The organism is Streptomyces sp. NPDC018000 (assembly GCF_044328025.1).
Lineage (GTDB): Bacteria > Actinomycetota > Actinomycetes > Streptomycetales > Streptomycetaceae > Streptomyces.
This window is the reverse complement of record NZ_JBIRGM010000013.1, coordinates 79752-103867: the sequence shown is the minus strand read 5'-3', so window position 1 is coordinate 103867 and position 24116 is coordinate 79752. Positions and strand designations below refer to the sequence as shown.

The 24116-nt window shown below is 70.5% G+C and carries 17 protein-coding genes and 2 pseudogenes; 14 read left to right on the top strand and 5 right to left on the bottom strand.

The window, feature by feature from the left end:
* The first annotated feature begins 83 nt into the window (after positions 1–83).
* Entirely contained in the window at positions 84–2795 is a 2712-nt protein-coding gene (gene polA / locus ACH4EW_RS23880; protein ID WP_398260027.1) for a DNA polymerase I, read from the top strand.
* A 53-nt stretch (positions 2796–2848) separates the two neighbouring features.
* Here the strand turns inward: polA and ACH4EW_RS23875 are convergent.
* Positions 2849–3585 (bottom strand): annotated as a pseudogene (locus ACH4EW_RS23875) (DUF4184 family protein).
* Between the two features lie 185 nt (positions 3586–3770).
* On the opposite strand from ACH4EW_RS23875, the gene ACH4EW_RS23870 reads away from it, so the two are divergent.
* The 3 genes from ACH4EW_RS23870 (at position 3771) to ACH4EW_RS23860 (ending at position 6727) form a co-directional block, all read left to right on the top strand.
* Positions 3771–5444: a lytic transglycosylase domain-containing protein gene (locus ACH4EW_RS23870; RefSeq protein ID WP_398260025.1), complete on the top strand. Its 1674-nt coding sequence runs from the start codon at positions 3771–3773 to the stop codon at positions 5442–5444.
* A 133-nt stretch (positions 5445–5577) separates the two neighbouring features.
* Positions 5578–5718 (top strand): SPW_0924 family protein, encoded by a 141-nt coding sequence (locus ACH4EW_RS23865; RefSeq protein ID WP_351202575.1) that lies wholly within the window; start codon positions 5578–5580, stop codon positions 5716–5718.
* A gap of 37 nt (positions 5719–5755) precedes the next feature.
* The gene (locus tag ACH4EW_RS23860; protein ID WP_398260022.1) at positions 5756–6727 is read left to right on the top strand and encodes a DUF3068 domain-containing protein; all 972 of its coding nucleotides are present in this window, start codon (positions 5756–5758) and stop codon (positions 6725–6727) included.
* Between the two features lie 40 nt (positions 6728–6767).
* Here ACH4EW_RS23860 and hrpB read toward each other — a convergent pair whose 3' ends face one another.
* Complete coding sequence (gene hrpB / locus ACH4EW_RS23855) at positions 6768–9266, bottom strand: ATP-dependent helicase HrpB (RefSeq protein ID WP_398260020.1); 2499 nt, start codon at positions 9264–9266, stop codon at positions 6768–6770.
* Between the two features lie 50 nt (positions 9267–9316).
* On the bottom strand, positions 9317–10129 hold the full coding sequence (locus ACH4EW_RS23850) for a class I SAM-dependent methyltransferase (RefSeq protein WP_398260018.1): 813 nt from the start codon (positions 10127–10129) through the stop codon (positions 9317–9319).
* 369 nt (positions 10130–10498) lie between these two features.
* Between ACH4EW_RS23850 and rpsA the strand changes: the two genes are divergently transcribed.
* The 4 genes from rpsA (at position 10499) to ACH4EW_RS23830 (ending at position 14438) form a co-directional block, all read left to right on the top strand.
* The gene (gene rpsA / locus ACH4EW_RS23845; protein WP_072483117.1) at positions 10499–12010 is read left to right on the top strand and encodes a 30S ribosomal protein S1; all 1512 of its coding nucleotides are present in this window, start codon (positions 10499–10501) and stop codon (positions 12008–12010) included.
* A gap of 235 nt (positions 12011–12245) precedes the next feature.
* A complete protein-coding gene (locus ACH4EW_RS23840) occupies positions 12246–13184 on the top strand; it encodes a PAC2 family protein (protein ID WP_398260016.1) in 939 nt (312 codons plus the stop codon).
* A 214-nt stretch (positions 13185–13398) separates the two neighbouring features.
* Positions 13399–14001 carry a dephospho-CoA kinase gene (coaE, locus tag ACH4EW_RS23835; protein ID WP_398260014.1) on the top strand — a complete coding sequence of 201 codons (603 nt, stop codon included), beginning with the start codon at positions 13399–13401 and terminating at the stop codon, positions 13999–14001.
* A 68-nt stretch (positions 14002–14069) separates the two neighbouring features.
* A complete protein-coding gene (locus ACH4EW_RS23830; protein ID WP_398260012.1) occupies positions 14070–14438 on the top strand; it encodes a tetratricopeptide repeat protein in 369 nt (122 codons plus the stop codon).
* 58 nt (positions 14439–14496) lie between these two features.
* Here ACH4EW_RS23830 and ACH4EW_RS23825 read toward each other — a convergent pair whose 3' ends face one another.
* Positions 14497–14775: a DUF6343 family protein gene (locus tag ACH4EW_RS23825; RefSeq protein WP_398260010.1), complete on the bottom strand. Its 279-nt coding sequence runs from the start codon at positions 14773–14775 to the stop codon at positions 14497–14499.
* 77 nt (positions 14776–14852) lie between these two features.
* Here ACH4EW_RS23825 and ACH4EW_RS23820 point away from each other — a divergent pair, with 77 nt between their 5' ends.
* From ACH4EW_RS23820 to ACH4EW_RS23810, 3 genes are all read left to right on the top strand, one after another.
* A complete protein-coding gene (locus ACH4EW_RS23820; RefSeq protein ID WP_398260008.1) occupies positions 14853–15971 on the top strand; it encodes an ADP-ribosylglycohydrolase family protein in 1119 nt (372 codons plus the stop codon).
* Positions 15972–16107: 136 nt separating this feature from the next.
* Entirely contained in the window at positions 16108–16803 is a 696-nt protein-coding gene (locus ACH4EW_RS23815; RefSeq protein WP_398260006.1) for a class I SAM-dependent methyltransferase, read from the top strand.
* Between the two features lie 477 nt (positions 16804–17280).
* The gene (locus tag ACH4EW_RS23810) at positions 17281–17724 is read left to right on the top strand and encodes a hypothetical protein (protein WP_398260004.1); all 444 of its coding nucleotides are present in this window, start codon (positions 17281–17283) and stop codon (positions 17722–17724) included.
* A gap of 238 nt (positions 17725–17962) precedes the next feature.
* Here the strand turns inward: ACH4EW_RS23810 and ACH4EW_RS23805 are convergent, their stop codons facing one another.
* Positions 17963–18310 carry a hypothetical protein gene (locus ACH4EW_RS23805; RefSeq protein ID WP_398260127.1) on the bottom strand — a complete coding sequence of 116 codons (348 nt, stop codon included), beginning with the start codon at positions 18308–18310 and terminating at the stop codon, positions 17963–17965.
* 235 nt (positions 18311–18545) lie between these two features.
* Between ACH4EW_RS23805 and ACH4EW_RS23800 the strand changes: the two genes are divergently transcribed.
* The 3 genes and pseudogenes from ACH4EW_RS23800 (at position 18546) to ACH4EW_RS23790 (ending at position 23977) form a co-directional block, all read left to right on the top strand.
* Positions 18546–19514 carry a slipin family protein gene (locus ACH4EW_RS23800; RefSeq protein WP_398260002.1) on the top strand — a complete coding sequence of 323 codons (969 nt, stop codon included), beginning with the start codon at positions 18546–18548 and terminating at the stop codon, positions 19512–19514.
* 161 nt (positions 19515–19675) lie between these two features.
* Positions 19676–22663, top strand: coding sequence for a DEAD/DEAH box helicase (locus tag ACH4EW_RS23795; protein ID WP_398260000.1), 2988 nt, complete (start codon positions 19676–19678; stop codon positions 22661–22663).
* A pseudogene (locus tag ACH4EW_RS23790) lies at positions 22660–23977 on the top strand (SWIM zinc finger family protein). Before ACH4EW_RS23795 ends, ACH4EW_RS23790 begins: the two are co-directional and overlap by 4 nt.
* The last annotated feature ends 139 nt before the right edge of the window (positions 23978–24116 follow it).

Here is a 24116-nt window from a genome sequence, read left to right as displayed (position 1 = left end):
GATCCTGTCACGAGGCACCGGCAGAGCGTTGGGCGAGACATGTCCGGTCGGGATTGTCAGTGGTCCGTGGCAGGATCGGGGGCGTGGCTGAGACGGCATCGAAGAAGACGGCAGACAACCGACCGCGCCTGCTCCTGATGGACGGGCACTCCCTGGCGTACCGGGCGTTCTTTGCGCTGCCTGCGGAGAATTTCACGACAGGGTCGGGGCAGCCGACGAACGCGGTGTACGGCTTCGCGTCCATGCTGGCGAACACGCTGCGTGATGAGGCGCCGACGCATTTCGCGGTGGCGTTCGACGTCTCCCGGAAGACCTGGCGCTCGGAGGAGTTCCCCGAGTACAAGGCGAACCGTTCGAAGACCCCGGATGAGTTCAGGGGCCAGGTCGAGCTGATCGGCGAGCTGCTCGACGCGATGCACGCCGACCGTTTCGCGGTCGACGGCTTCGAGGCGGACGACGTCATCGCCACGCTGGCCACGCAGGCCGAGGCGGCCGGTTTTGAGGTGCTGATCGTCACCGGTGACCGGGATTCGTTCCAGCTGATCACGGACAACATCACGGTGCTGTACCCGACGAAGGGCGTCTCGGAGCTGACGCGCTTCACCCCGGCGAAGGTCGAGGAGAAGTACGGGCTCACGCCGCAGCAGTACCCGGACTACGCGGCGCTGCGTGGTGACCCGTCGGACAACCTTCCGGGCATTCCGGGCGTCGGCGAGAAGACCGCAGCGAAGTGGATCAACCAGTTCGGGTCGTTCGACGAGCTGGTGGAGCGCGCCGATGAGGTCAAGGGCAAGGCCGGTCAGAATTTCCGGGACCACCTGGACGCGGTGCGGCTCAATCGCAGGCTGACCGAGATGGTCCGCGATGTGGAGCTGTCGAAGACCCCGCAGGACCTGGAGCGCGCACCGTACGACCGCACCGCGGTGAAGGGTGTGCTGGACGTCCTGGAGATCCGTAACCCGAGCCTGCGCGAGCGGCTGCTGGCCGTCGACCCGGGCGCGGCCGAGGACGAGACCCCGGCGCCTGCCGCGGGCATCGAGCTGGATGGCGCGGTGCTGGGCGCGGGCGAGCTGGCGCCCTGGCTCGCCGAGCACGGCGAGCAGCCGCTCGGCGTCGCCACCGTCGACACCTGGGCGGTGGGCAGCGGCACGGTCACCGAGATCGCGCTCGCCGCGGCCGACGGGGCGGCGGCCTGGTTCGACCCCGCGGAGCTCGACGAGGGCGACGAGCAGGCGTTCGCCGCCTGGATCGCCGATGCGCACCGGCCGAAGGTCATGCACAACGCGAAGAGCGCCATGCGGGTCTTCCCCGAGCACGGCTGGCAGGTCGACGGCGTCACGATGGACACCGCGCTGGCCGCCTATCTGGTCAAGCCCGGCCGCCGCTCCTTCGCGCTGGACGCGTTGGCGGTGGAGTATCTGGGCCGGGAGCTGGCCCCCGCGGCGGCGTCCGACGGCCAGCTGGCCTTCGGCGCGGACGACCAGGCCGAGGCGGACGCCCTGATGGCGCAGGCCCGCGCCGTCCTGGATCTGGGCGACGCGTTCACCGCCAGGCTGGCAGAGGTCGGCGCGACCGAGCTGCTGCACGGCATGGAGCTGCCGACGTCCGCTCTGCTGGCCCGCCTGGAGCGGCACGGCATCGCCGCCGACCGGGCCCATCTGGAGGGCATGGAGCAGCAGTTCGCCGGTGCGGTGCAGCAGGCGGTGAAGGAGGCGCACGCCGCGGTCGGCCGTGAGTTCAACCTCGGTTCGCCCAAGCAGCTTCAGGAAGTCCTCTTCGGTGAGCTGGGCCTGCCCAGGACGAAGAAGACGAAGACCGGGTACACGACGGACGCCGACGCCCTGGCCTGGCTTGCCGCGCAGACCGAGCACGAGCTGCCGGTCATCATGCTGCGCCACCGTGAGCAGGCGAAGCTGCGGGTCACCGTCGAGGGACTGATCAAGACGATCGCGGCGGACGGCCGTATCCACACCACGTTCAACCAGACGGTGGCGGCGACCGGTCGGCTCTCCTCCACCGACCCCAATCTGCAGAACATCCCGGTCCGTACGGACGAGGGCCGGGCGATCCGCCGGGGCTTCGTCGTCGGTGAGGGCTTCGAGACGCTGATGACGGCCGACTACAGCCAGATCGAACTGCGGGTGATGGCCCACCTCTCCGAGGACGCGGGCCTGATCGAGGCGTTCACCTCCGGCGAGGACCTGCACACCACCGTCGCCTCGCAGGTCTTCGGCGTCGGCAAATCGGCCGTCGACCCGGAGATGCGCCGCAAGATCAAGGCCATGAGCTACGGACTCGCGTACGGGCTCTCCGCGTTCGGTCTTTCCCAGCAGCTGAACATCGAGGCGGGCGAGGCGCGCGGCCTGATGGACACCTACTTCGAGCGGTTCGGCGGAGTGCGTGACTATCTGCACCGCGTTGTGGAGGAGGCCAGGGCAACCGGTTATACGGAGACGGTCTTCGGCCGCCGCCGCTACCTTCCCGACCTCAACAGTGACAACCGCCAGCGCCGCGAGATGGCCGAGCGGATGGCGCTCAACGCACCGATCCAGGGCACAGCAGCGGACATCGTCAAGGTCGCCATGCTCCACGTCGACCGGGCGCTGACCGAGGCGCGGCTGAAGTCCCGGATGCTGCTCCAGGTCCATGACGAAATCGTCCTGGAGATCGCCGAGGGTGAGCGGGCGCAGGTGGAGGAGATCCTCCGCCACGAGATGTCCACGGCCGTGCAGTTGCGTGCCCCGCTGGATGTCTCGGTGGGTGTCGGTACGGACTGGGAGTCCGCAGCGCACTGACGTGACGGCGTGCCGGGCGGGTCAGCGGGTTCGTTCAGGACGCCCCTGGCGAATCAGGCCCGTCCGGCGACCGAGGGCACGGAAGCGCGCGGCTGCCGCAGCCGCATCCACGCCCCGTAGAGCACCAAGCCCACCGCGAGTCCCGCCCCGGCGCCGAAGCAGGCGGTCGGGATGATGTCCAGCGGGGTGTCGATGTGCCCGACGTACGCATACCAGCGTGCGCACCGGTGCGCCGCAGCCCCGAAGCCGTGAACCAGGCGAGCACGGCGAGTGCCACCGCCGAACTGCCGTACTGCACCCACTGGAAAACGGGAAATCCTCCGACGCTCCCGTCGAGCACCGGCACCAACCGCACACCCCACCGGTCGTGATGGGTGAAGGCGTCCCAGACGACATGGGCGGCGGACCCGATGACCGCCGACAGTACGAACCACCCACCGTCCCGGACACGCCACGCCCCCCGGCCCGATCCGTGCCGCTGCCCTCTCGCGAACGCATGCACCCGCCCCTGCCAGGCCCTCGGCAGCAGCGCCGTCAACGGCTCGTGCAGCAGCAGCCACAACGCCACCACCGCCGCGGTGAGCAGCACATCGACCGTGAACACGCCCCACACCGAGTGGGTGACCTGCCCGAACTCCATGGCCCCCGGGATCGCGGTGTCCGCGTAATACGTCACGTCGGGGGCGAACGAACCGGCGACGAGGGCAGAGGCGAGAAGCGGCCCGCGCGCCGTTCCGTTCCGCCGCATCCCCGGTAGCACGGCTGCGGCATGACTGAGTGTGAACGGCATGGCGGCAAGTATGCGCGAGCCGCCGTCGCCTGCCCGACGGCCGCCGTGTAACTTGCTGTACAAAACATGAAAAAAATGTAAAAATCGGTCAGCTTACGGTGTTGTGGCGGCACAAGTTGCCGTAGGCTCGCCTGAGTCCAGGCGCTGGGAGCGCGGACAGTCGTCGAAGGGGAGGGGCCAGAGGTATGGCAGCGCAATTCGGTCGCCGACTTCGCAGGGGGGCGACCACTACCGCTGTGGCCGCCGCAGCCGTGGCGGCGCTCTCCGCCTCAGGGGCTCCTGACGCAACGCTGGTCACCGGGAGCGGCGATCAGCAGTCCGCCGGAGCGGTACCTTCACCCGACGACAGTGCGGCCACCGGCAACTCGCCGTACTACACGGACCTGCCCCCGCTGAACACGCCCAACAGGCCGGAAACAGCCACCGATTCACCCATCGCCGGCAGTGCTCAGTCCGGCATACCGGCTTCGATCGTGGCCGCGTACAAGAAGGCCGAACAGACCGTCGACGGTAGCGACGCCGCCTGCCGACTGCCGTGGCAGCTGCTCGCCGCGATCGGCAAGGTCGAGTCCGGCCAGGCGCGCGGCGGCAGGGTCGACGCGAACGGCACCACGTTCTCCCCGATCCTCGGCCCGGTCCTCGACGGCCGGGGCTTCGCCATGATCAAGGACACCGACAACGGGGCGTACGACGGGGACTCGACGCACGACCGTGCTGTCGGCCCGATGCAATTCATCCCGTCCACCTGGGCGACCTGGGGCCAGGACGGCAACGGAGACGGCCGCAAGGACCCCAACAACATCTACGACGCGGCGCTCGCCGCCGGACGCTATCTCTGTGCGGGCTCCCGCGATCTGTCCATCGCCACTGATCTCGACCGGGCGGTCCTGAGCTACAACCACTCGGACGCTTACCTCCGAACGGTCCGCTCCTGGTTCGACTACTACCAGCGCGGCACCCACGAGATCCCCGACGGCACCGGCGTGGTCCCGCCGGGCCTTGGCGGTGGTACGGACCCGGGCCCGAACCCCCGTACTCCCGGCGACTCGCCGTCTCCGACCCCGCCTCGGAAGCAGAAGCCGCAGAAGCCGGGTGACGGCACTCCGGCCGGCCCGAAGCCCACGCCCCCCAAGCCCACGCCCCCCAAGCCCGCGCCGTCCGAGACCCTCGCAGGCGTGGAGAACGCCGGCACCGGCGCGCTCACCGCCACCGCGGGCGACGCCTTCACCGAGCGGATCAAGGTGCGGGCCAAGAACAAGCTCGGCGGCCCGCTCGCCAAGGTGTCCGTGACCTTCACCATCACCGGTGACACGGACGCCACCTTCGCCGGCGGGAAGAACGCGGTCACCCTGGCCACCGGAGCCGACGGAACTGTCACCGCCCCCGTTCTGCAGGCGGGTGAGGCGACGGGCAAGTTCACGGTGCGGGCCGTCGCCACCGGCCGCTCGCTGCCCGCCGTCACCTACACCGCGACCGTCAACGCCCGGCAGGCCGACGCGATCGCCAGGACCGACGACAAGGCACTGACTGCCGCGCCCGGCGCCGAGTTCGCCGACACCGTCGAGGTCAAGGCCACCTACAAGGGTGCGACCGCCGCGGGTGTCGCCGTCACCGCAACCATGATCACCGACGCCGCGGAGCCGGTCCGGAACGACAAGGGCCCGTACTTCAAGGACGCGGCCGGCAAGACGGTCCGTACCCTCACGGACCTCAAGACCGACGCCGACGGCATCCTGAAGCTCCCGAAGATCTACGCCGACGGCACCGCCGGCACGTACAAGCTGCGCCTCACCGCCGAGGGCGGCGCCACGGTCGTCATCGAGCTCAAGGTCGAGTCCCCAGCGGCCCCCGCCGCCTGACCGCACATCGCAGCAGCCCCTCTGCCGCCACCCCGGCAGAGGGGCTGCTCCACGTGTTCTCATCTCGCGCCCGCATTGCTACGGTGCTCAACCCTGACGACCCATCAGATCCGTGCTCTCCGGGAGGACCGGCATGCGTGCTCTCGTCGCCGCCGCCATCGGGCTGGCCGCAGCCCTCGCGCTCGTCTTCACCATCACCACGATCGGCGCCCCACCCGGAGAGACCTCGCCCAAACCCCTGCTGACCACCGTCCCGGGCCCCAAGAGCCAGTAACCGGAAGAAGCAACAGAAGCCGAGGGAGGGCACCACCATGCGCCGCCGAGCCAGCCTCGTACTCCTGGCGTTCGCCGTCTTCTTCGCCGCCATGTCGCCACTGCTGCGCTGGTACGCCTTCCCGAGGCTGGCGAAGATCCCGCCCAGTCAGTACCAGGAGACGGTGCTGGAGGCGAAGCCTGCCACACTCCTGGACTACAACGACAACATGAAGGTCAAGCAGGTCCCCAAGGTCACGATCGTGCAGACCCTCAAGGGCAATGTGGAGGAGTCCGAGAAGATCGAGCGCAGCGCCGGCCGCGACGTCGTCGTCTGGGACTCCCTCAGCTACATCGTCGACCCGAACGGCAAAATGGTCTCCGAGATCCCCGAGCGCTACATCTTCGACGCCCACAGCCAGGCACCCGTCCACGCCACCGGCGAATCGGTCGACGGCGACCCGGTCAGGCGCGAGGGCATCGAGTTCAAGTGGCCCTTCCTCACCGAGAAGCGCGACTACGAGTACTTCGACGCCCAGACCCGGACGAGCTCGCCCATCCACTACAAAGGCACCCGCACCTTCCGCGGCATGGACGTCTACTACTTCGAGCAGACCATCCCGTGGACCAAGGTCCCGATGCCGAAGAAGATGCCCATCAAGGGCGTGACAGCGGAGCAGGTCGCCAAGACGGGTATGACCCGCTGGTACAGCACCAAGCGGATGTTCTGGGTCGACCCGGTCACCGGAGCGCCTGTCAACGGCGAGGAGATCCACAAGGAGGAACTGCGCAACGCCAAGGCGATGGGCATGTCCCAGGACACCGTCACCGCGTTCGCCGGGCATGTGAAGATGCGCCAGGACTACATCGATTCGACCGTTGCCCTGGTCAAGTCCCAGCGCGTGCTGATCCTGCTGCTCACCTCGTACCTGCCTTGGGGATTCGTCTTGCTCGCTGCCGGACTGCTCGCGCTCGCCCTGTGGCTGGAGGCTCGCTCCCGGCGGGAGGAACCGGAACCCGCCGTCGCCTGACCGCGCCGGACCGGGGTGTTCTGCGCCGACTTCCCGGCGTTCACTGCTTCGTGAGCCGCGCCTTCGTGAACCGGGTCGCCTCCACCGTCGTGGGGTCCTCCGGCCACGGATGCTTCGGATAGCGGCCGCGCAGCTCCGCCCGCACGGCCCGGTAGCCGTCCCGCCAGAACGACGCCAGATCCGCAGTGACGGCGGCGGGACGGCCGGCGGGGGAGAGAAGATGGACCAGGACCGGCACCCCGGCCACCCTCGGGGTCTCCTGCAGGCCGAACAGCTCCTGGAGCTTCACCGCGAGTACGGGCTGCGCCCCGCCGTACTCCACCCTGATACGGGATCCGCTCGGCACCTCGATCCGCTCCGGCGCCAGCTCGTCCAGGCGGGCCGCCTCACCGGTCGCCCACGGCAGCAGCCGCCGCAACGCCTGCCCCGCGTCGATCCGCGCCAGATCGGAGCGCCGCCGGGCCCGTGACAGCTCGGGCTCCAGCCATTCCTCGGTACGGTCCAGCAGCGCACCGTCCGACACATCCGGCCAGGGCGCCCCCGACGTCCGGTGCAGAAAGGCGAGCCGCTCCCGCAACTGCTCGGTCTCACGCGTCCAGCGCAGCAGCCCGAGCCCTTCGCGACGCAGGCCCTCCACCAGCGCCTCACGCACCAGCTCGGGCGCCGGCTTCTTCAGCGGACGCACCGACAGCTCGACGGCACCCAGCCGCTCCACCCGGCGCGCCACCACATCGCCGTCGGCCCAGCGGACCTCCTCGCCCGCGAACCGCAGATGCCCGGCGGCCGTCCGCGCCGTGTCCTCGTCGATGACGGCGGCGAGCCGCACCTGCGCGGACGCCGCGTGCGCGGGCCGGTCGGCGACCGCGACCGCCAGCCACGGCGCACTGCGCAGCCCCGACCCGTCCCGCGGCTCTGCCCCCGTACCCGACGCCATCAGGAACGCCCCCTCGCCCCGGGCCCGCGCCACCCGCTCCGGGAACGCCAGCGCGGCCATCAGACCGACGGCACCATCGTCCGGAACGAAACCCCCGCCCGCATCCCCGACCGACGAGGACAGCCGCCGGACCTCCTGCCGCCAACGCGCCGCATAGCCGTCCCCGCCCCGCCGGGCGGTACGCAGCGCGGCTGCCAGATCGTCCCCGTACTCCCGCGGCGGCTCCTCGCTCAGCAGCGCCACCACCTCGGCCGCCCGTCGCCCGCCCACCTCGGCGGCGCCGTCCAGCAGGGCCCGTGCCAGGCGCGGATGAAGGCCCAGCCGGGACATCCGTACGCCCCGGTCGGTGACCCGTCCGTCGGCGTCCACGGCGCCGACCGCCGTCAGCACTTCGCGGGCCGCGCTCATCGCACCCGCGGGCGGCGGATCGAGCAACGCCAGCCCCGACGCGTCCGGATCGCCCCAGCACGCTGCCTGCAACGCGAATGCCGCCAGATCCGCGACCTTGATCTCCGCGGAAGGGAACCCCGCCAGCCGCCCGTGCTCCGCCTGCTCCCAGCACCGGTACACCGCACCCGGCGCCTCACGCCCGGCCCGGCCCGCCCGCTGTCTCCCCGTCGCCCGCGACGCCCGTACCGTCGTCAGCGCGCTCAGCCCCCGCGCGTGATCGGTACGCGGCTCCCTGGCCAGCCCCGAGTCGACCACGACCCGCACACCGGGCACCGTCAGGGACGACTCCGCCACCGACGTCGCCAGCACCACCCGCCGACTGCCGGACGACCCGGCCAGCACCGCGTCCTGCACCGCCGCCGGAGCCCGCCCGTGGACCTGGAGCACCTCGGCGGCCACCCCTGCCAGCTGCCCCGCCACCCGCCCGATCTCGCCGACGCCGGGCAGGAAACACAGCACATCGCCGTCCCGCTCGGCGAGCGCCCGGCGCACCGTCGAGGCGACATGCGTCAGCAGCGCCGGATCGACTTTCATCCCATGCGGCGGTCGCACCCGTCCGGCGGGCGGTGCCCAGACCACCTCCACCGGATGCGAAACACCCTGCGCCTCCACCACCGGGGCATCACCCAGCAGCCGTGCCCAGCCTTCCGCGTCCGTCGTCGCGGACGCGGCGACCAGCCGCAGATCGGGCCGGATCGCCTCCCGCACGTCAAGCAGGAACGCGGCGACCGTGTCCGCGTCCAGATGCCGCTCATGACATTCGTCGATGATCACCGCATCGACTCCGGTCAGCTCCTGGTCGCGCTGCAGCCGCTGGAGCAGCACCCCGGTGGTCACCACCTCCACCACGGTGCCGCGTCCCGCCACCCGCTCCCCGCGGACCGTGAAACCCACCCGCCCGCCGGCCTGCTCACCGATGAGCCACGCCATCCGCCGCGCCGCCGCCCGTGCCGCGATCCGCCGCGGCTCGGCGACCACCACCCGGCGCACCGGGCCGCCCCCGACCAGACCGGCCAGGACCAGCGGCACGAGGGTCGTCTTGCCGGTGCCCGGCGGCGCGCACAGCACCGCGACACCGCGGTCGTCGAGCGCCCGCTCCAGGGCGGGCACAGCGGTGCGTACGGGCAACTGGTCCAGGGCGTCGGTACGGATCACGCCCCCAGTCTCGTACGACGTGCCCCCGCTCCCGTACCCGGAGCCGGGCCTCAGTCCCGTACGCAGACGAAGATCGCCGTCCCGGGGATCAGATGCCCGCGCAGCGGGGACCAGCCGCCCCACTCCTGGTCGTTCCAGGCGGGCCACTCCGGTTCGACGAGATCGACCAGCCGGAATCCGCCGTCCACCACGTCCCGCACCCGGTCGCCCAGCGTCCGGTGGTGCTCGACGTACACGGCATTGCCCTGTTCGTCCTGCTCGACATAGGGAGTGCGGTCGAAGTACGAGGCCGCGACCGAGAGTCCCTCGGGCCCCGGCTCGTCCGGGAACGCCCAGCGGATCGGATGGGTCACCGAGAAGACCCAGCGGCCTTCGGGGCGCAGCACCCGGTGCACCTCGCGGAACACCTGCACGGGGTCGGCGACGAACGGCACCGCGCCATAGGCGGAGCACGCCAGGTCGAAGGAGCCGTCCCGGAACGGCAGAACCCCGGCGTCCGCCTCCACCAGGGGGACCTCGTCTCCGATCCGCAGCGCGTGCTGCAGCTGCCGGTGCGAGAGGTCCAGGGCCACCGGACGGGCGCCCATGGCGGCCAGCCAGCGCGAGCACTGCGCCGCGCCCGCACCGATCTCCAGGATGTCCAGGCCCCTCAGCGACTCGGCGGGGCCGAGCAGACCGGCCTCGGCCTCGTCGAGCCCCTCCGGACCCCAGACGAAGCGGTCGTCGCCGAGGAAGGCGCCGTGGTCGCTCTGGTACTCGTCGGCGTTCCGGTCCCACCAGCCGCGGCTGGCCCGGCTGCTCTCGGCCTCCGACGCGCTGCGGCGAGTCGCTTCGGGTTCGGCCGCGTAGATCTCTTGGCTCATCGTGTCCGTCGTTGTAGTTTGCGAGGGGAACCCGTGAGTACGGCTCCGTACCCACAGATTGTCTCCCGGGCCGATGTGGCGTCGGAGAGCACGAATTTTGTCGGATATGAGCCGTTGTGTCCCCGGTATAGGCCTTCGCGCATTGACCGTGTCCGGCCGCCCCCGTATGCTACAAGTTGCGCTGCGAGCCTGCGCGCCTCAGACCTAGCAGGCCGCGCTCGCGTCTGTTGTATGTCCCCTCGGTTCACGAGGTGCCTCCCGTTCAGCGGGTTCGGTGCTTCCCGGGCTGTCCGGCTTCTGCAGAGGCGATACGGGCTCCCGGCGTAGCAGTACCTACGACTCACTGTCCGTACCGGAGCCCTTTCCCACATGACGAGCAGCACCGAGACCACCGCCACCACCCCGCAGGTAGCGGTCAACGACATCGGTAACGAGGAAGCCTTCCTCGCCGCGATCGACGAGACGATCAAGTACTTCAACGACGGCGACATCGTCGACGGCGTCATCGTGAAGGTCGACCGGGACGAGGTCCTGCTCGACATCGGTTACAAGACCGAAGGCGTCATCCCCTCCCGCGAGCTTTCGATCAAGCACGACGTCGACCCCAATGAGGTCGTCAAGGTCGGCGACGAGATCGAGGCCCTGGTTCTCCAGAAGGAGGACAAGGAAGGCCGCCTCATCCTGTCCAAGAAGCGCGCTCAGTACGAGCGTGCCTGGGGCACGATCGAGAAGATCAAGGAAGAGGACGGCATCGTCACCGGTACCGTCATCGAGGTCGTCAAGGGTGGTCTCATCCTCGACATCGGCCTCCGTGGCTTCCTGCCGGCCTCCCTTGTCGAGATGCGCCGCGTCCGCGACCTCCAGCCCTACGTGGGCAAGGAGCTCGAGGCCAAGATCATCGAGCTGGACAAGAACCGCAACAACGTGGTCCTGTCCCGCCGTGCCTGGCTGGAGCAGACCCAGAGCGAGGTCCGCCAGACGTTCCTCACGACCCTGCAGAAGGGTCAGGTCCGCTCCGGCGTCGTTTCCTCGATCGTCAACTTCGGTGCGTTCGTGGACCTCGGCGGCGTCGACGGTCTCGTGCACGTCTCCGAGCTGTCCTGGAAGCACATCGACCACCCCTCCGAGGTTGTCGAGGTCGGCCAGGAGGTCACCGTCGAGGTTCTCGACGTCGACATGGACCGCGAGCGCGTCTCGCTGTCGCTCAAGGCGACGCAGGAAGACCCGTGGCAGCAGTTCGCTCGTACGCACCAGATCGGGCAGGTCGTTCCCGGTAAGGTCACCAAGCTCGTTCCGTTCGGTGCGTTCGTGCGCGTCGACGAGGGCATCGAGGGTCTGGTCCACATCTCCGAGCTGGCCGAGCGCCACGTGGAGATCCCGGAGCAGGTCGTCCAGGTCAACGACGAGATCTTCGTCAAGGTCATCGACATCGACCTCGAGCGTCGCCGCATCAGCCTCTCGCTGAAGCAGGCCAACGAGTCCTTCGGTGCCGACCCGGCCTCGGTCGAGTTCGACCCGACCCTGTACGGCATGGCTGCGTCCTACGACGACCAGGGCAACTACATCTACCCCGAGGGCTTCGACCCCGAGACCAACGACTGGCTCGAGGGCTACGAGACCCAGCGCGAGGCGTGGGAGACGCAGTACGCCGAGGCGCAGCAGCGCTTCGAGCAGCACCAGGCCCAGGTCATCAAGTCCCGCGAGGCCGACGAGGCCGCTGCTGCCGAGGGCGCTGCCGCCCCGGCCGGTGGCGCCCCGGCTGCCTCCGGCGGCAGCGGTGGCGGCTCGTACTCCTCGGAGTCCGCGGACAACTCCGGCGCCCTGGCGTCGGACGAGGCCCTGGCTGCCCTGCGCGAGAAGCTGGCGGGCGGCCAGAGCTGACGCTCTGCCCTCCGGCCGGTGATCGGCTGCAGTAGCTGAGAGTGAGGCCCGCTCCCTTCGGGGAGTGGGCCTCACTCGTATCTGCGGCACGGTTACGGCGTGACGGGCGACAGGGAGGCACGGGCCGATCGCCCGGCAACTTCTGGCATGAAACGCCGAGTGAACGGGCACGGTCCGGGAATGCCCGTGCCCCGCCGGGCGTTCCTCTCCAAGAACACGAGGAGGAGCGGTAACCGTGCCTGATCCGCAGAGTTTGTACGAATGGGAGCCGAAGGGACTGGCCGTCGTCGACATGGCGCTCGCCCAGGAGTCGGCCGGCCTGGTCATGCTCTACCACTTCGACGGATACATCGACGCGGGTGAGACCGGTGAACAGATCGTCGACGGTCTGCTCGAAACGCTGCCGCACCAGGTCGTCGCCAGCTTCGACCACGACCGGCTCGTCGACTACCGCGCACGGCGTCCGCTGCTGACCTTCCGTCGCGACCGCTGGGCGGCCTACGAGACCCCGACGCTCGACGTACGGGTCGTCCAGGACGCCACCGGCGCGCCGTTCCTGCTGCTCTCCGGGCCCGAGCCGGACGTGGAGTGGGAGCGCTTCGCCGCCGCTGTCGGGCAGATCGTCGAGCGCCTCGGTGTCCGCCTCGCGGTGAACTTCCACGGCATTCCGATGGGCGTCCCGCACACCCGCCCCGTCGGCATCACCCCGCACGGCAACCGCACGGACCTCATGCCCGGCCACCGCAGCCCGTTCGACGAGGCACAGGTGCCCGGCTCCGCCGAGGCACTGGTGGAGTACCGGCTGATGGAAGCCGGACACGACGTCCTCGGTGTCGCCGCCCATGTGCCGCACTACGTCGCCCGCTCCGCCTACCCGGACGCGGCGCTCACCGCGCTGGAGTCGATCACGGCCGCGACGGGCCTCGTGCTGCCGGCCGTTGCCCATGCGCTGCGCACGGAGGCCCACCGCACCCAGACGGAGATCGACCGGCAGATCGACCAGGGCGACGAGGAGCTCGTCTCGCTCGTGGAGGGCCTTGAGCACCAGTACGACGCGGTCGCGGGCTCCGAGACCCGGGGCAATCTGGTCGCCGAGCCGGTCGACCTGCCGTCCGCCGACGAGATCGGTCTCGAATTCGAGCGGTTCCTCGCGGAGCGCGAGGGGGACGCCTGACCGGGCGCCCCGGCCACCCCTCGTACTAGGGCGTGTTTCGAAAGTCCCGTCTGGCCGGGGGGTCTGGCACGCACGTTCGCTGCGTTGTCGGTCGTCGGCGCGGCCCGCTGCGCTCTCCTCCCTCCGCCCTGCGATCGCACGCACCAGACGCCCCCCCGGCTCCGCCCTGCGGGCGGACGACGCTACTTTCGAAACATGCCCTAGGCTGCCCAGCATGCTGAAGGTGGGCCTGACCGGCGGGATCGGCGCCGGCAAGAGTGAAGTGTCACGGCTGCTCGTCGGATACGGAGCCGTGCTGATCGATGCGGACCGTATCGCCCGGGAGGTCGTCGAGCCGGGGACCCCAGGGCTCGCGGCCGTCGTCGACGCGTTCGGTGCCGGCGTCCTCACCGCCGAAGGCGCCCTGGACCGGCCGAAGCTCGGCTCGATCGTCTTCTCCGACGCCGACCGGCTCGCCACCCTCAACGCGATCGTCCACCCGCTGGTCGGCGCCCGCTCCGCCGAGCTGGAGCGGGCCGTCGGCCCCGACTCGGTCGTCGTCCATGACGTCCCCCTCCTCGCCGAGAACGGCCTCGCCCCGCTGTACGACCTGGTGGTCGTCGTGGACGCCAGTCCCGAGACCCAGCTCGACCGGCTCGTACGGCTGCGCGGCATGACCGAGTCCGAAGCCCGCGCCCGCATGGCCGCGCAGGCCACCCGGGAGCAGCGGCGTGCCGTGGCCGATCTGATCGTCGACAACGACGGACCGCTGGAGGAACTTGAGCCGCAGGTGCGCAAGGTCTGGTCGGAGCTGACCCAGCGGGCCGCGGCCGGCTGATTTCCGTATCGGAATACCGGACACCGGCCGGACGTTGAGAATCCGGTAGCGAAGGGAAGGATGCGAGCGTGCCCGAGAGGACCCCGGAAACCGACATCATCGACTTCCGCGCAGCCGAACACCTGTTGGCGGCGCGCGACCCGCGGGGCGCGGTCAAGCTCCTGGACTCGGTGATCGCGTCCCATCCGGAGAACACCGCCGCCCGGCTGCTGAGGGCCCGTGCCTTCTTCGCCGCCGCCCAACTGCGTCCTGCCGAGCTCGAATTCGAACTCGTCCTGGAGCGCGAACCGGACAATGCCTTCGCGCACTTCGCGCTCGCCCGCACCTTCGAGCGCTCCGGCCGCTCCGACCGGGCCGCCCGCCACTTCCGGCTGGCCGCCGCACTCGACCCGAAGCCGGAGTATCTGAAGGCGGCCCGCTTCCGCACAGAGGACTGACGCCCACCGCCGGGCCCGGGCGTGCACCGGAACTCGTCCCGGCCTCGGCACGCCTGCGTCAGTGGCCGTACCTGCCGCGTCCGCCGTGGTCGGGTTCGTACGGCGGGATGCTGCGTCCCGGCTGGTAGTGCGGGCCCTGGTGGATGTGGTGGATGATCACTGCGATGTCCACGAGGACCAGCAGGAGCAGCAGACCGCAGGCCGCGGCCCAGCCCGGGCGGTCGGCCAGCGTGAAGGCAGCCAGGCCGAAGACGGCCCAGGCCAGCCCCCATAGACTCAGGCAGAGCCGCAGCCGCAGAGGGCTGCGGGCTGTCGTCGGTTCATTCCCGGTACGCATGGCGATCGCCTCTCTTACCAGCATGGACCCGCGACGGCGTTTTACGACTTGTCGACGTCGGATTGAGGGGATTGTGCGTGAACGGCACATCGTGGGGGGACCGGACCGGCCGCAGGGCGAGGGTCCGGGGCTGTCTGCTGGGCGGGGCGATCGGAGACGCCCTGGGCAACCCGGTGGAGTTCCTTTCGCTCGCCGGTATCCGCCGCGCGCACGGTGAGCAAGGCGTACAGGGACTTCTCCCGGACGACGAGGGGGTCGTCGGACGTGTCACGGACGATACACAGATGACCCTGTTCACGGCCGAAGGGCTGATCAGGGCCCATTCCCGGGCGATGTCGAAGGGTATCGGCGGCGCCGAGATCGGGGTTGTGCGGAACGCCTATCTGCGTTGGCTGGACACCCAGAACCACCCCGCTCCGCCGGCCCGCGGCGGCGACAACCCGGTACGGACCGGCTGGCTCAGGCAGCAGCCCTGGCTGTACGCGCGCAGAGCCCCCGGCAACGCCTGTCTGACGGGGCTCGCGACCGGCCATGTCCCCGAACCGAAAGGACGGCTCGGCGAGCCCGGCCCGGTCAACACTGGGTCCAAGGGATGCGGCACGGTGATGCGGTCCGCCCCCTTCGGACTGGCCGGGGAGGACGCCCAGGTGGGCTTCCAGCTCGCCTACTGGTGCGCGCAGATCACCCACGGCCACCCGACCGGTGCGTACGCGGCCGGGGCGTTCGCCGCGATCGTCGCCCATCTCCTGGAGGGCGATTCTATGGCGGGTGCGGTGCTGCGAGCCATGGAGCTGCTGGGCCGCCACCCGGGGCACGATGAGACGACGGCGGCGCTGCGCGCGGCCGTCGATCTGGCCGCCGAGGGCGAGCCGACCGCCGAGAAGGTGGAGACGCTGGGCGCGGGCTGGGTCGCCGAGGAGGCCCTTGCCATCGCCGTGTACTGCGCCCTGGTGCTGCCGGGCGCAGATCAGGTGGCCCAGTCGCTGCTGCTCTCGGTCAACCACTCGGGCGACAGCGACTCCACCGGTGCGGTCTGCGGCAATCTGCTCGGCGCGCGCCACGGGGACGTACACCTTCCGCCGTCCTGGCTGGTGGCGACCGAAGGACGAGCGGTGATCACCGAGGTGGCCGACGATCTGTGCGTGGAGTTCGAGCACGCGGTCGTGTGGCCGGCCGACCGCTACCCGGTGTACTGACGATTCGGCCGTTACGGCGTCGGTGCCGACGATCGGTCAGTACACGGCCCCGCAGGCCTGTGCGCACTGATCGACGAAGCGACGGTGGGAGCGGCGTTGCAGGAACGTCCGCCAACGGCCTTTCGTTCGGCTGTACATGAGCGGACGACTGGTGCGTGAGGGATATTCAGGTACGGGCCCGGGCGCGATCACGCCGGACGGCTGTGCGGTCGAGCTGTACAGACGACTGTCCGTCGGCGATGAACCGGAGGTGATAGCGGCGGCCGTGCCCGCCGGGGCGAGCATTCTGGAACTGGGCTGCGGGGCGGGCCGGGTGACCCATCCACTCATCGAGCGCGGCTTCGACGTCACCGCCGTTGACGAGTCGGCACAGATGCTGGAGCACGTACGGGGCGCCCGTACCGTGCAGAGCCCCATCGAGTCGCTGGACCTGGGCGACGAGAGGTTCGACGTGGTGATGCTGGCGTCGTTCCTGGTGCACACGAGCGAGGACCGGGTGCGTGCGGGGATGCTGCGGGCCTGCCGGAAACACGTCAAGGACGGCGGAGTCGTACTCATCCAGCGCGAGGGCCCCGACTACCACACCGATCTGCCGCGGGAGCGGGTCGATCCGGGTGGTTACACCGTGCGGATCGTATCCGCGGAGCCCGTGGGGGACGGGGTGGACTCGGTGCATGCCGAGTACCTCTTCGACGATGCGCGATGGACCCAGACGTTCCTGTCGCGGGCGCTGTCGAAGGAGCAGTTCGAGAAGCACCTGGAGGCGGCCGGTCTGACCGTCGACCGGTATCTCACGGATGACGGGACATGGGTGCGGGCCGTGCCCGAGTAGCCTCGGACGGAGAAGATCCGCGGTCCGGAAAGCGATGAGTTCCGGACCGCGGTCAGGTCTACCTCTTCGTGAGCAACACCCTGCGAAGCCTCGCCGAGGAGACCCAGATGTTCGAAGCCACACCCTCCCGGAGCACCGCCCCTGCCGCCCTTGCCGACACCGGAGCCGGCCGCCGAAGCCGCGGTGCCGTCGCGCTGACCGCAGCACGGGTCGTACTTGCCCTGTTCTTCGGGTTCAGCGCGTTCGCCAAGCCCGCGCTGCTCATCGTGCTGTTCGTCCTGATCGCCCGGGAGCGGCGGGCCCGGACGGCGGATCTCTTCGCGCTGGTCCGCAGGCCCGCACAACGACCACGCACCGGTTCTCGCCCGGCTGACGGCCCGACACCGGGCAGCATCCGCCGATGCCGTCCGGTGCCGGGCCGTCAGCGGATACCGTGGTGGCCGACGGTGTGTGCAAGTAACGGTCGAAGGAGGCCCGGTGGAAGCCGAGTTGGTGGCACTGGCGGCGTCGGGGGCAACGGCGCTCGTGCAGCACATGGTGGCCGATTCCTGGGGGCAGGTACGCCAGCGGCTGGTGACGTTCTTCGCGCGGGGCGGGGCGACACCCGAGGAAGAGGCGGAACTGGCCGGCGAGTTGGAGGAGTTGCGCGACGAGCTGACCCGCGCGCGGGACGGCGGAGGTGACGGCGCGCTGATCGGGGATGCCGAAGTCGAGTGGCGCGCACGGCTGCGCCGAAGGCTTGCCGAGGACCCTCAGGCCGCAGTCGAACTCCAATCCATTCTCGATGAGTTGTCGCCCTCTCCAGGTGGGCGTGGGGGCGCCGGCCAGGTGCGCAACACGATCAGTGGGACGCCCAGGATCGGCGGCCCGGTGATCCAGGCCGCCGAGATCGGCTCCATCAACTTCGGCACCGGGCGCTAGGGCGTGTTTCGAAAGTCCCGTCTGGCCGGGGGCGTCCGGCACGCACGTTCGCTGCGTTGTCGGTCGTCGGCGCAGCCCGCTGCGCTCTCCTCCCTCCGCCTTGCGATCGCACGCACCAGACACCCCCGGCCCCGCCCTGCGGGCGGACGACGCTACTTTCGAAACACGCCCCAGGACTTTTTCGGACCGGGCGGGACTCCGCGGACACCGCCTGGGTGCTCCGACCGGCGTGCGCCGGTCAGTGGACCGTGCTGAAGCTGCGCCACGGGAGGGCGTGGGCACCGTTGACGTCGCTGAGCTTGGTCGCGAGGTACGTCGTACCAGGGCCGGTGCAGTCGCGTGTGCGGTACAGGATGATGTCGATCAGGGTGCCGTTGCTCACTTCCTTGGCGCCCGCGGGAGCGAGCCGGTGGCAGCCCCTGACCGACGGGCTGTTCACCATGATCACGGCGTCCCGCTCGGTGGTGTAGGTGACCGGCCCGACCGCGGTCCGGCCGAGGCCGGAGCAGCCCGCGACGGTGAGGGTCAGGAGCGCGGCCCCGGCTGCGGTGCCGAGACGGCGACGTCGGTGATCGATCACGGGCATGGGCGGGTCCTCGTCTGTCTCGTCCGGCTCATCCGTCAGCGCTGCGTACGCCACGGATATCGTGCTGACGCTGGTCACCCTGCCCACTCCCGGGCGACTCGGCATCCGGTGCGCGCCCGGCCGGGCGACAGCCGCGCCGGAGAATCCCGGCCCGTGTTCATATTGGTTGATACTGGGCATACCGTGGTAATAGCGACGCTTTGAGTGATACGTTTCCGGCTTTCAGGGGGCCGTCATGGTCCAGGAACTCGTGATCGCAGCAGTTGCGGCTGCCTCGGCGTGCGGGCTGTACGCGGCGGCTGCGGCCAAGATCGTCAAGCAGTACGAGCGGGGCGTCGTGCTGAGGCTCGGCAAGCTCCGTGACGACGTGCGAGGGCCCGGATTCACCATGGTGATCCCCGGTGTCGAGCGACTGCGCAAGGTCAATATGCAGATCGTGACGATGCCGGTGCCCGCGCAGGACGGCATCACACGGGACAACGTGACGGTGCGGGTGGACGCGGTCATCTACTTCAAGGTGGTCGATGCGGCGAGTGCCTTGATCCAGGTGGAGGACTACCGGTTCGCGGTGTCGCAGATGGCACAGACCTCACTACGGTCGATCATCGGCAAGAGCGATCTGGACGATCTGCTCTCCAACCGCGAGAAACTGAATCAGGGTCTCGAGCTCATGATCGACAGTCCGGCGGTCGGATGGGGTGTGCAGATCGACCGGGTGGAGATCAAGGACGTGTCGCTGCCGGAGACGATGAAGCGCTCCATGGCCCGCCAGGCCGAGGCCGACCGTGAGAGGCGGGCCCGGGTCATCAACGCGGACGCCGAACTCCAGGCGTCGAAGAAGCTCGCAGAGGCGGCGAAGGAGATGTCCGCCCAGCCGGCCGCACTCCAACTGCGCCTGCTGCAGACGGTGGTTGCGGTCGCGGCAGAGAAGAACTCCACCCTGGTGCTGCCGTTCCCGGTGGAGCTGCTCCGCTTCCTGGAGAGGGCGCAGTACCCCGTACAGCAGCAGCCGGTGATGCAGCCGCAGCAGCCCGCACAGCCGCAGCGCCCCGCGCAGTCGCAGCCACGTCCTCGGCCGCGGCCGCGCCCGCAGCCGCCATCCGTGGCTCCCGCGCCTGCTTCCGCCCCTGCTCCCGCGTCCGCTGTTCCCGCAGCCACTGCACCTGCGCAGCCTCCTCGCCCGAAGCCGCTCGCAAGGCACTGAGCCGAACCGGCCGCTGCGTGGGCCGGTCGGGGCGGTCCATACCGCATTCGACCTGCTGGAATGCGGGTGAACGACCGGTTGTCAGACTCCCCGCCTAGACTCGATTGGAGTTATAGGGATCGAGACGATCAAGAGGATCGCGGCGGGACGGGAGGGGACCGATGATCGCGGCGCAGCATCAGCTGGACGCGTCGGCCGCCCGCCTCATGCGCTGTGCCGCTGTCTTCCTGCCCGCATCGCTGCCGAGGGACGGGCGCGTCGCGTTCTGGGATCCCGATGGGGGCTCTCTCCCGGAGCCGGATGCCTTCCGCGGACACTCCGCAGCCCCTGAGAGTTCCGCACCTTTCGCGACTGCCGCCGAGATCACCCTCGTCCGCAGGCACGGACAGCGCGATGGTATCCAACGGCGTACGGTGCCCGCCGTGCTGCTGTCCGTGTCCGATGCCGTGCCGTTGCTGGCCGGTGCCCGGCATCAGCAGTCCGCCCACCCCGCCACCCGCTGCTGGGGCGCCGCCGCACTCCACGCGCTCAACCTGGTGGCCCGCGGCAGGCTGCTCCCCGGCCTGACGGGTGAGGACCACGACGCCTGGCGGGCCGGACCGTGCGACGCCGAGGACATCGCCCATCTCCGCGCGATCGCCGCCGCCATGCCGGCCGAGGGGCACGCGGTCCCGCTCCCGGACCGCACACCGCTCCGAATCCCCGACCCCGAGTGGCTGCTCGGGGCGTTCCTCGACGCGGTTGCCGACACCCTGCCCCGTACACCCGCCGCGGCGTACGCGATGGGGGCACCTTTCGCGGCCCGTGAGGCTCAGCACCTGCCAGGCGCCCGTGACTGGGCCGTCGAAGTCGCGACCGGGCTCGACGCGGGCGTACGGGTCTCGCTGCGCCTGGACCTGTCGGCGTACGAGCTCTTCGACACGGCCGATACGTACGACAGCCCCGACGACAGCGACGACAGCGGCGACAGCGACGGCAACGACGCCTCCGACGGCAACGGCGTCTCCGGCGCGGGCACGGATGCGCGGCGGCGTGCCGCGCGGCACGCCGCCGCGGCCATCACCCAGGTGCACAGCCTGGCCGACCCGACCTACGTCGTCGACGCCGCCGCACTGTGGAACGGCGGGGCGGGAGAGCAGTTCGGCCCGCGGGCCAGGATCGATGCCGTGCTCGCGCTGCGCCGCGCCGCCCGTGTCTGGGCGCCGCTGGAGCGATTGCTGGACCAGCCGGTGCCCGATGTGCTCGCACTCGAAGAGGACGAGTTGTACGAGCTGCTGAGCGACGCCGGAGCCCGGCTGGCGGAGGCCGGGGTCAGCGTCCACTGGCCCAGAGAGCTCGCCCGGTCGCTCACTGCCGCCGCCGTCGTGCGGCCCGCACCCGGCTCGGCCACCGACGGCACCTCGTTCTTCGACGCCGAGCAGCTCTTCGCCTTCAACTGGCAGTTGTCGCTGGGCGACGAGCAGCTCACCGAAGCGGAGATGGACGTCCTGGCGGAGGCCCACCGGCCCGTGGTGCGGCTGCGGGACCAGTGGGTCGTCGTCGCCCCCGCGCTCGTACGCAAGGCACGCAAGCGGGAGCTGGGCCTGCTCGATCCGGTCGATGCCCTCGCCGTCGCCCTGACCGGCAGCGCCGAGGTCGACGGTGAGCAGGTCGAAGCGGTGCCGGTCGGGGCGCTGGCCGCACTCCGTACCCGTATCACCGCCGAGGACACCGCCATCGCCCCGCCGCCCGGCCTGGATGCCACACTCCGCGACTACCAGCTGCGCGGCCTCGCCTGGCTGGACCGGATGACCTCACTCGGCCTCGGCGGCTGCCTCGCCGACGACATGGGCCTGGGCAAGACGATCACCCTCATCGCCCTCCATCTGCACCGTGCTCACCCCGCGCCCACCCTGGTGATCTGCCCCGCCTCCCTCCTGGGCAACTGGCACCGGGAGATCAACCGCTTCGCTCCCGGTGTCCCCGTGCGCCGTTTCCACGGCACCGACCGCACACTCGCCGAACCCGACGGCGGCTTCGTCCTCACCACATACGGCACCATGCGTTCGAGCGTGGAGCAACTCGCAGGCCACAGCTGGGGACTGATCGTCGCCGACGAGGCCCAGCACGTGAAGAACCCGCACTCCTCCACGGCGAAGGCGCTGCGCACCATCCCGGCCCCGGCCAGAGTCGCCCTCACCGGCACCCCCGTGGAGAACAACCTCTCCGAGCTGTGGGCCCTGCTCGACTGGACCACCCCCGGACTGCTCGGCCCCCTCAAGGCGTTCCGAGCCCGGCACGCCCGCATCGTCGAGAACACCGGGACGGCTGCCGGGCTCGCCGACGACGAAGCGGTCGAACGGCTTTCCCGGCTGGTCCGGCCCTTTCTCCTGCGCCGGAAGAAGTCCGACCCGGGCATCGCCCCCGAGCTGCCGCCCAAGACGGAGACCGACCACCCCGTCTTCCTCACCCGCGAGCAGGTCACGCTCTACGAGGCAGCGGTCCGCGAGACGATGGCGTTCATCGAAGCCTCGGAAGGCATCGCCCGCCGCGGTCTGATCATGAAGCTGCTGGCCTCGCTCAAACAGATCTGCAACCATCCCGCGCAGTATCTGAAGGAGGAACCGACCCGCCTCGTCGGCCGTTCGGGAAAGCTCGCCCTGCTCGACGAACTCCTCGGCACGATCCTCGCCGAGGACGGCTCCGTCCTCATCTTCACCCAGTACGTCACGATGGCCCGGCTCCTCTCCGCCCACCTCGCCTCGCGCGCCATACCCTCTCAACTCCTGCACGGTGGTACGCCGGTGGCCGAGCGGGAGCGGATGGTGGACCGCTTCCAGTCCGGCGAGGTCCCGGTCTTCCTGCTCTCCCTCAAGGCGGCGGGCACCGGACTGAATCTCACCAGGGCCGCCCACGTCATCCACTACGACCGCTGGTGGAACCCGGCCGTCGAGGAACAGGCCACGGACCGGGCATACCGCATCGGCCAGACGCAACCCGTGCAGGTGCACCGGCTGATCGCGGAAGGCACGGTCGAGGACCGGATCGCCGAGCTGCTGCGGGCCAAGCGGGTCCTGGCCGACGCGGTCCTCGGCGCCGGCGAGTCCGCGCTGACCGAACTCAGCGATCGTGACCTGGCCGATCTCGTCTCGCTCCGGAGGCCGTCATGAGCCCCCGTCCCCAGCCCCATTCATACGCCCGCCCCGAGCCCCGTCCTGTCGCACGCTCGCGCCCCGGCCCCGACGATCTGCGGCGCACCTTCGAGGCCGTGCCGCCCCGCACGTCCGACGGCGACGAACCCTTCGCGGACAGCTGGTGGGGCCGCGCCTGGGTGGCTGCCCTGGAGTCCCTGTCGATGGACGAAGGACGGCTCTCCCGCGGCCGTACGTACGCCGACAGCGGCAAGGTCGCAGCGATCACCGTCACCCCCCGGACGGGTCGTTTCCTACGTCCACGGCAGCCGCCCCCGTCCCTACCGCGCCGAGCTGCGTCTGCGACCGCTCACCGACGCCGACTGGGAAATGTTCCTGGACGCGGTCGCCGCCCGCCCCGGTCACCTTGCCGCGCTGCTCACCAAGGAGATGCCGAACTCGCTGGTCGACACGGCGGCCGAGGCGGGTGTCGGGCTGCTGCCCACCGCGGGCGACCTCGACCCCGGCTGCTCCTGTCCCGACCACGGCTGGCCCTGCAAGCATGTGGCCGCCCTCTGCTACCAGATGGCCCGGCTCCTGGACACCGACCCGTTCGTCCTTCTGCTGCTGCGCGGCCGGGGCGAGCGCGAACTCCTCGAAGAGCTGGGCCGTCGTAACGCCGCACACTCCGCCAGGGAACGCCCCACGGCCCCGGCCACCCCTTCCGTACCGGCCCGAGAAGCCTTCGCCGACCGCTACCTCCCGCCGCTCCCCGCCCCGCTCCCGGTCCCGCCGCATCCCGGGCATCCACCCTCGTACCCGAGCCTGCCCGGCGCCCGCGACCCGCTCGCTCTCGACCACCTCGCCACGGATGCGGCGGCCCGTGCGCACACGCTCCTCACCACCGGCCTCGACCCGCTCGCCGGCCTCACCGCCTGGCAGGACGCGGTACGGCTGGCCGCGTCCCGTCCCACCGCCGGGCTCACCGCCACCACCCGCGCCCTCTACCGCGAGCTGGCGTACGCCACCGGCCGCACCCCCACCGACCTGGCCCGCGCCGTCGCGGCCTGGCGCCAGGGCGGCGCCGAGGGGCTGGACGTCCTCGAAACGCCCTGGGATCCTCCGGCCGGCCCGTTCGACCGGGCCCGCCCCGCGCTCGCAGCCGCCGAATTCCCCCGCTTCCACCCCTGGCACAACCACCTCACGCACCCCAGCGGCACACTCCAGCTCCGCTTCGGCCACGACGGCCGTTGGTACGGCTATGAATCCGAGCCGGGCGAGGACGACTGGTGGCCCCGCGCCACCCCGGATTCCGACCCGGTGGGCGCGCTCATGGCACTCAGCGGAGGCTGACCACCCCGGACGGCCCCGGACCGGCCCTCGACCTCTCAACTCCGCAGATAGTCGAAGAGACCGATCAGCAGCACGGCGACGATCGGCAAACGGGCCGTCGCGTCGGCTCACTCGGCCGCACGGGCGCGGGGCCCGTACG

Coding starts and splice junctions, on each gene's coding strand:
- ACH4EW_RS23850 (WP_398260018.1), bottom strand. CDS start 10,129: ATGAGCCAAGAGATCTACGCGGCCGAACCCGAAGCGACTCGCCGCAGC.
- ACH4EW_RS23870 (WP_398260025.1), top strand. CDS start 3,771: ATGGCAGCGCAATTCGGTCGCCGACTTCGCAGGGGGGCGACCACTACC.
- coaE (WP_398260014.1), top strand. CDS start 13,399: ATGCTGAAGGTGGGCCTGACCGGCGGGATCGGCGCCGGCAAGAGTGAA.
- ACH4EW_RS23800 (WP_398260002.1), top strand. CDS start 18,546: ATGGTCCAGGAACTCGTGATCGCAGCAGTTGCGGCTGCCTCGGCGTGC.
- ACH4EW_RS23825 (WP_398260010.1), bottom strand. CDS start 14,775: ATGCGTACCGGGAATGAACCGACGACAGCCCGCAGCCCTCTGCGGCTG.
- ACH4EW_RS23860 (WP_398260022.1), top strand. CDS start 5,756: ATGCGCCGCCGAGCCAGCCTCGTACTCCTGGCGTTCGCCGTCTTCTTC.
- ACH4EW_RS23805 (WP_398260127.1), bottom strand. CDS start 18,310: ATGCCCGTGATCGATCACCGACGTCGCCGTCTCGGCACCGCAGCCGGG.
- ACH4EW_RS23865 (WP_351202575.1), top strand. CDS start 5,578: ATGCGTGCTCTCGTCGCCGCCGCCATCGGGCTGGCCGCAGCCCTCGCG.
- ACH4EW_RS23795 (WP_398260000.1), top strand. CDS start 19,676: ATGATCGCGGCGCAGCATCAGCTGGACGCGTCGGCCGCCCGCCTCATG.
- rpsA (WP_072483117.1), top strand. CDS start 10,499: ATGACGAGCAGCACCGAGACCACCGCCACCACCCCGCAGGTAGCGGTC.
- ACH4EW_RS23815 (WP_398260006.1), top strand. CDS start 16,108: ATGAGCGGACGACTGGTGCGTGAGGGATATTCAGGTACGGGCCCGGGC.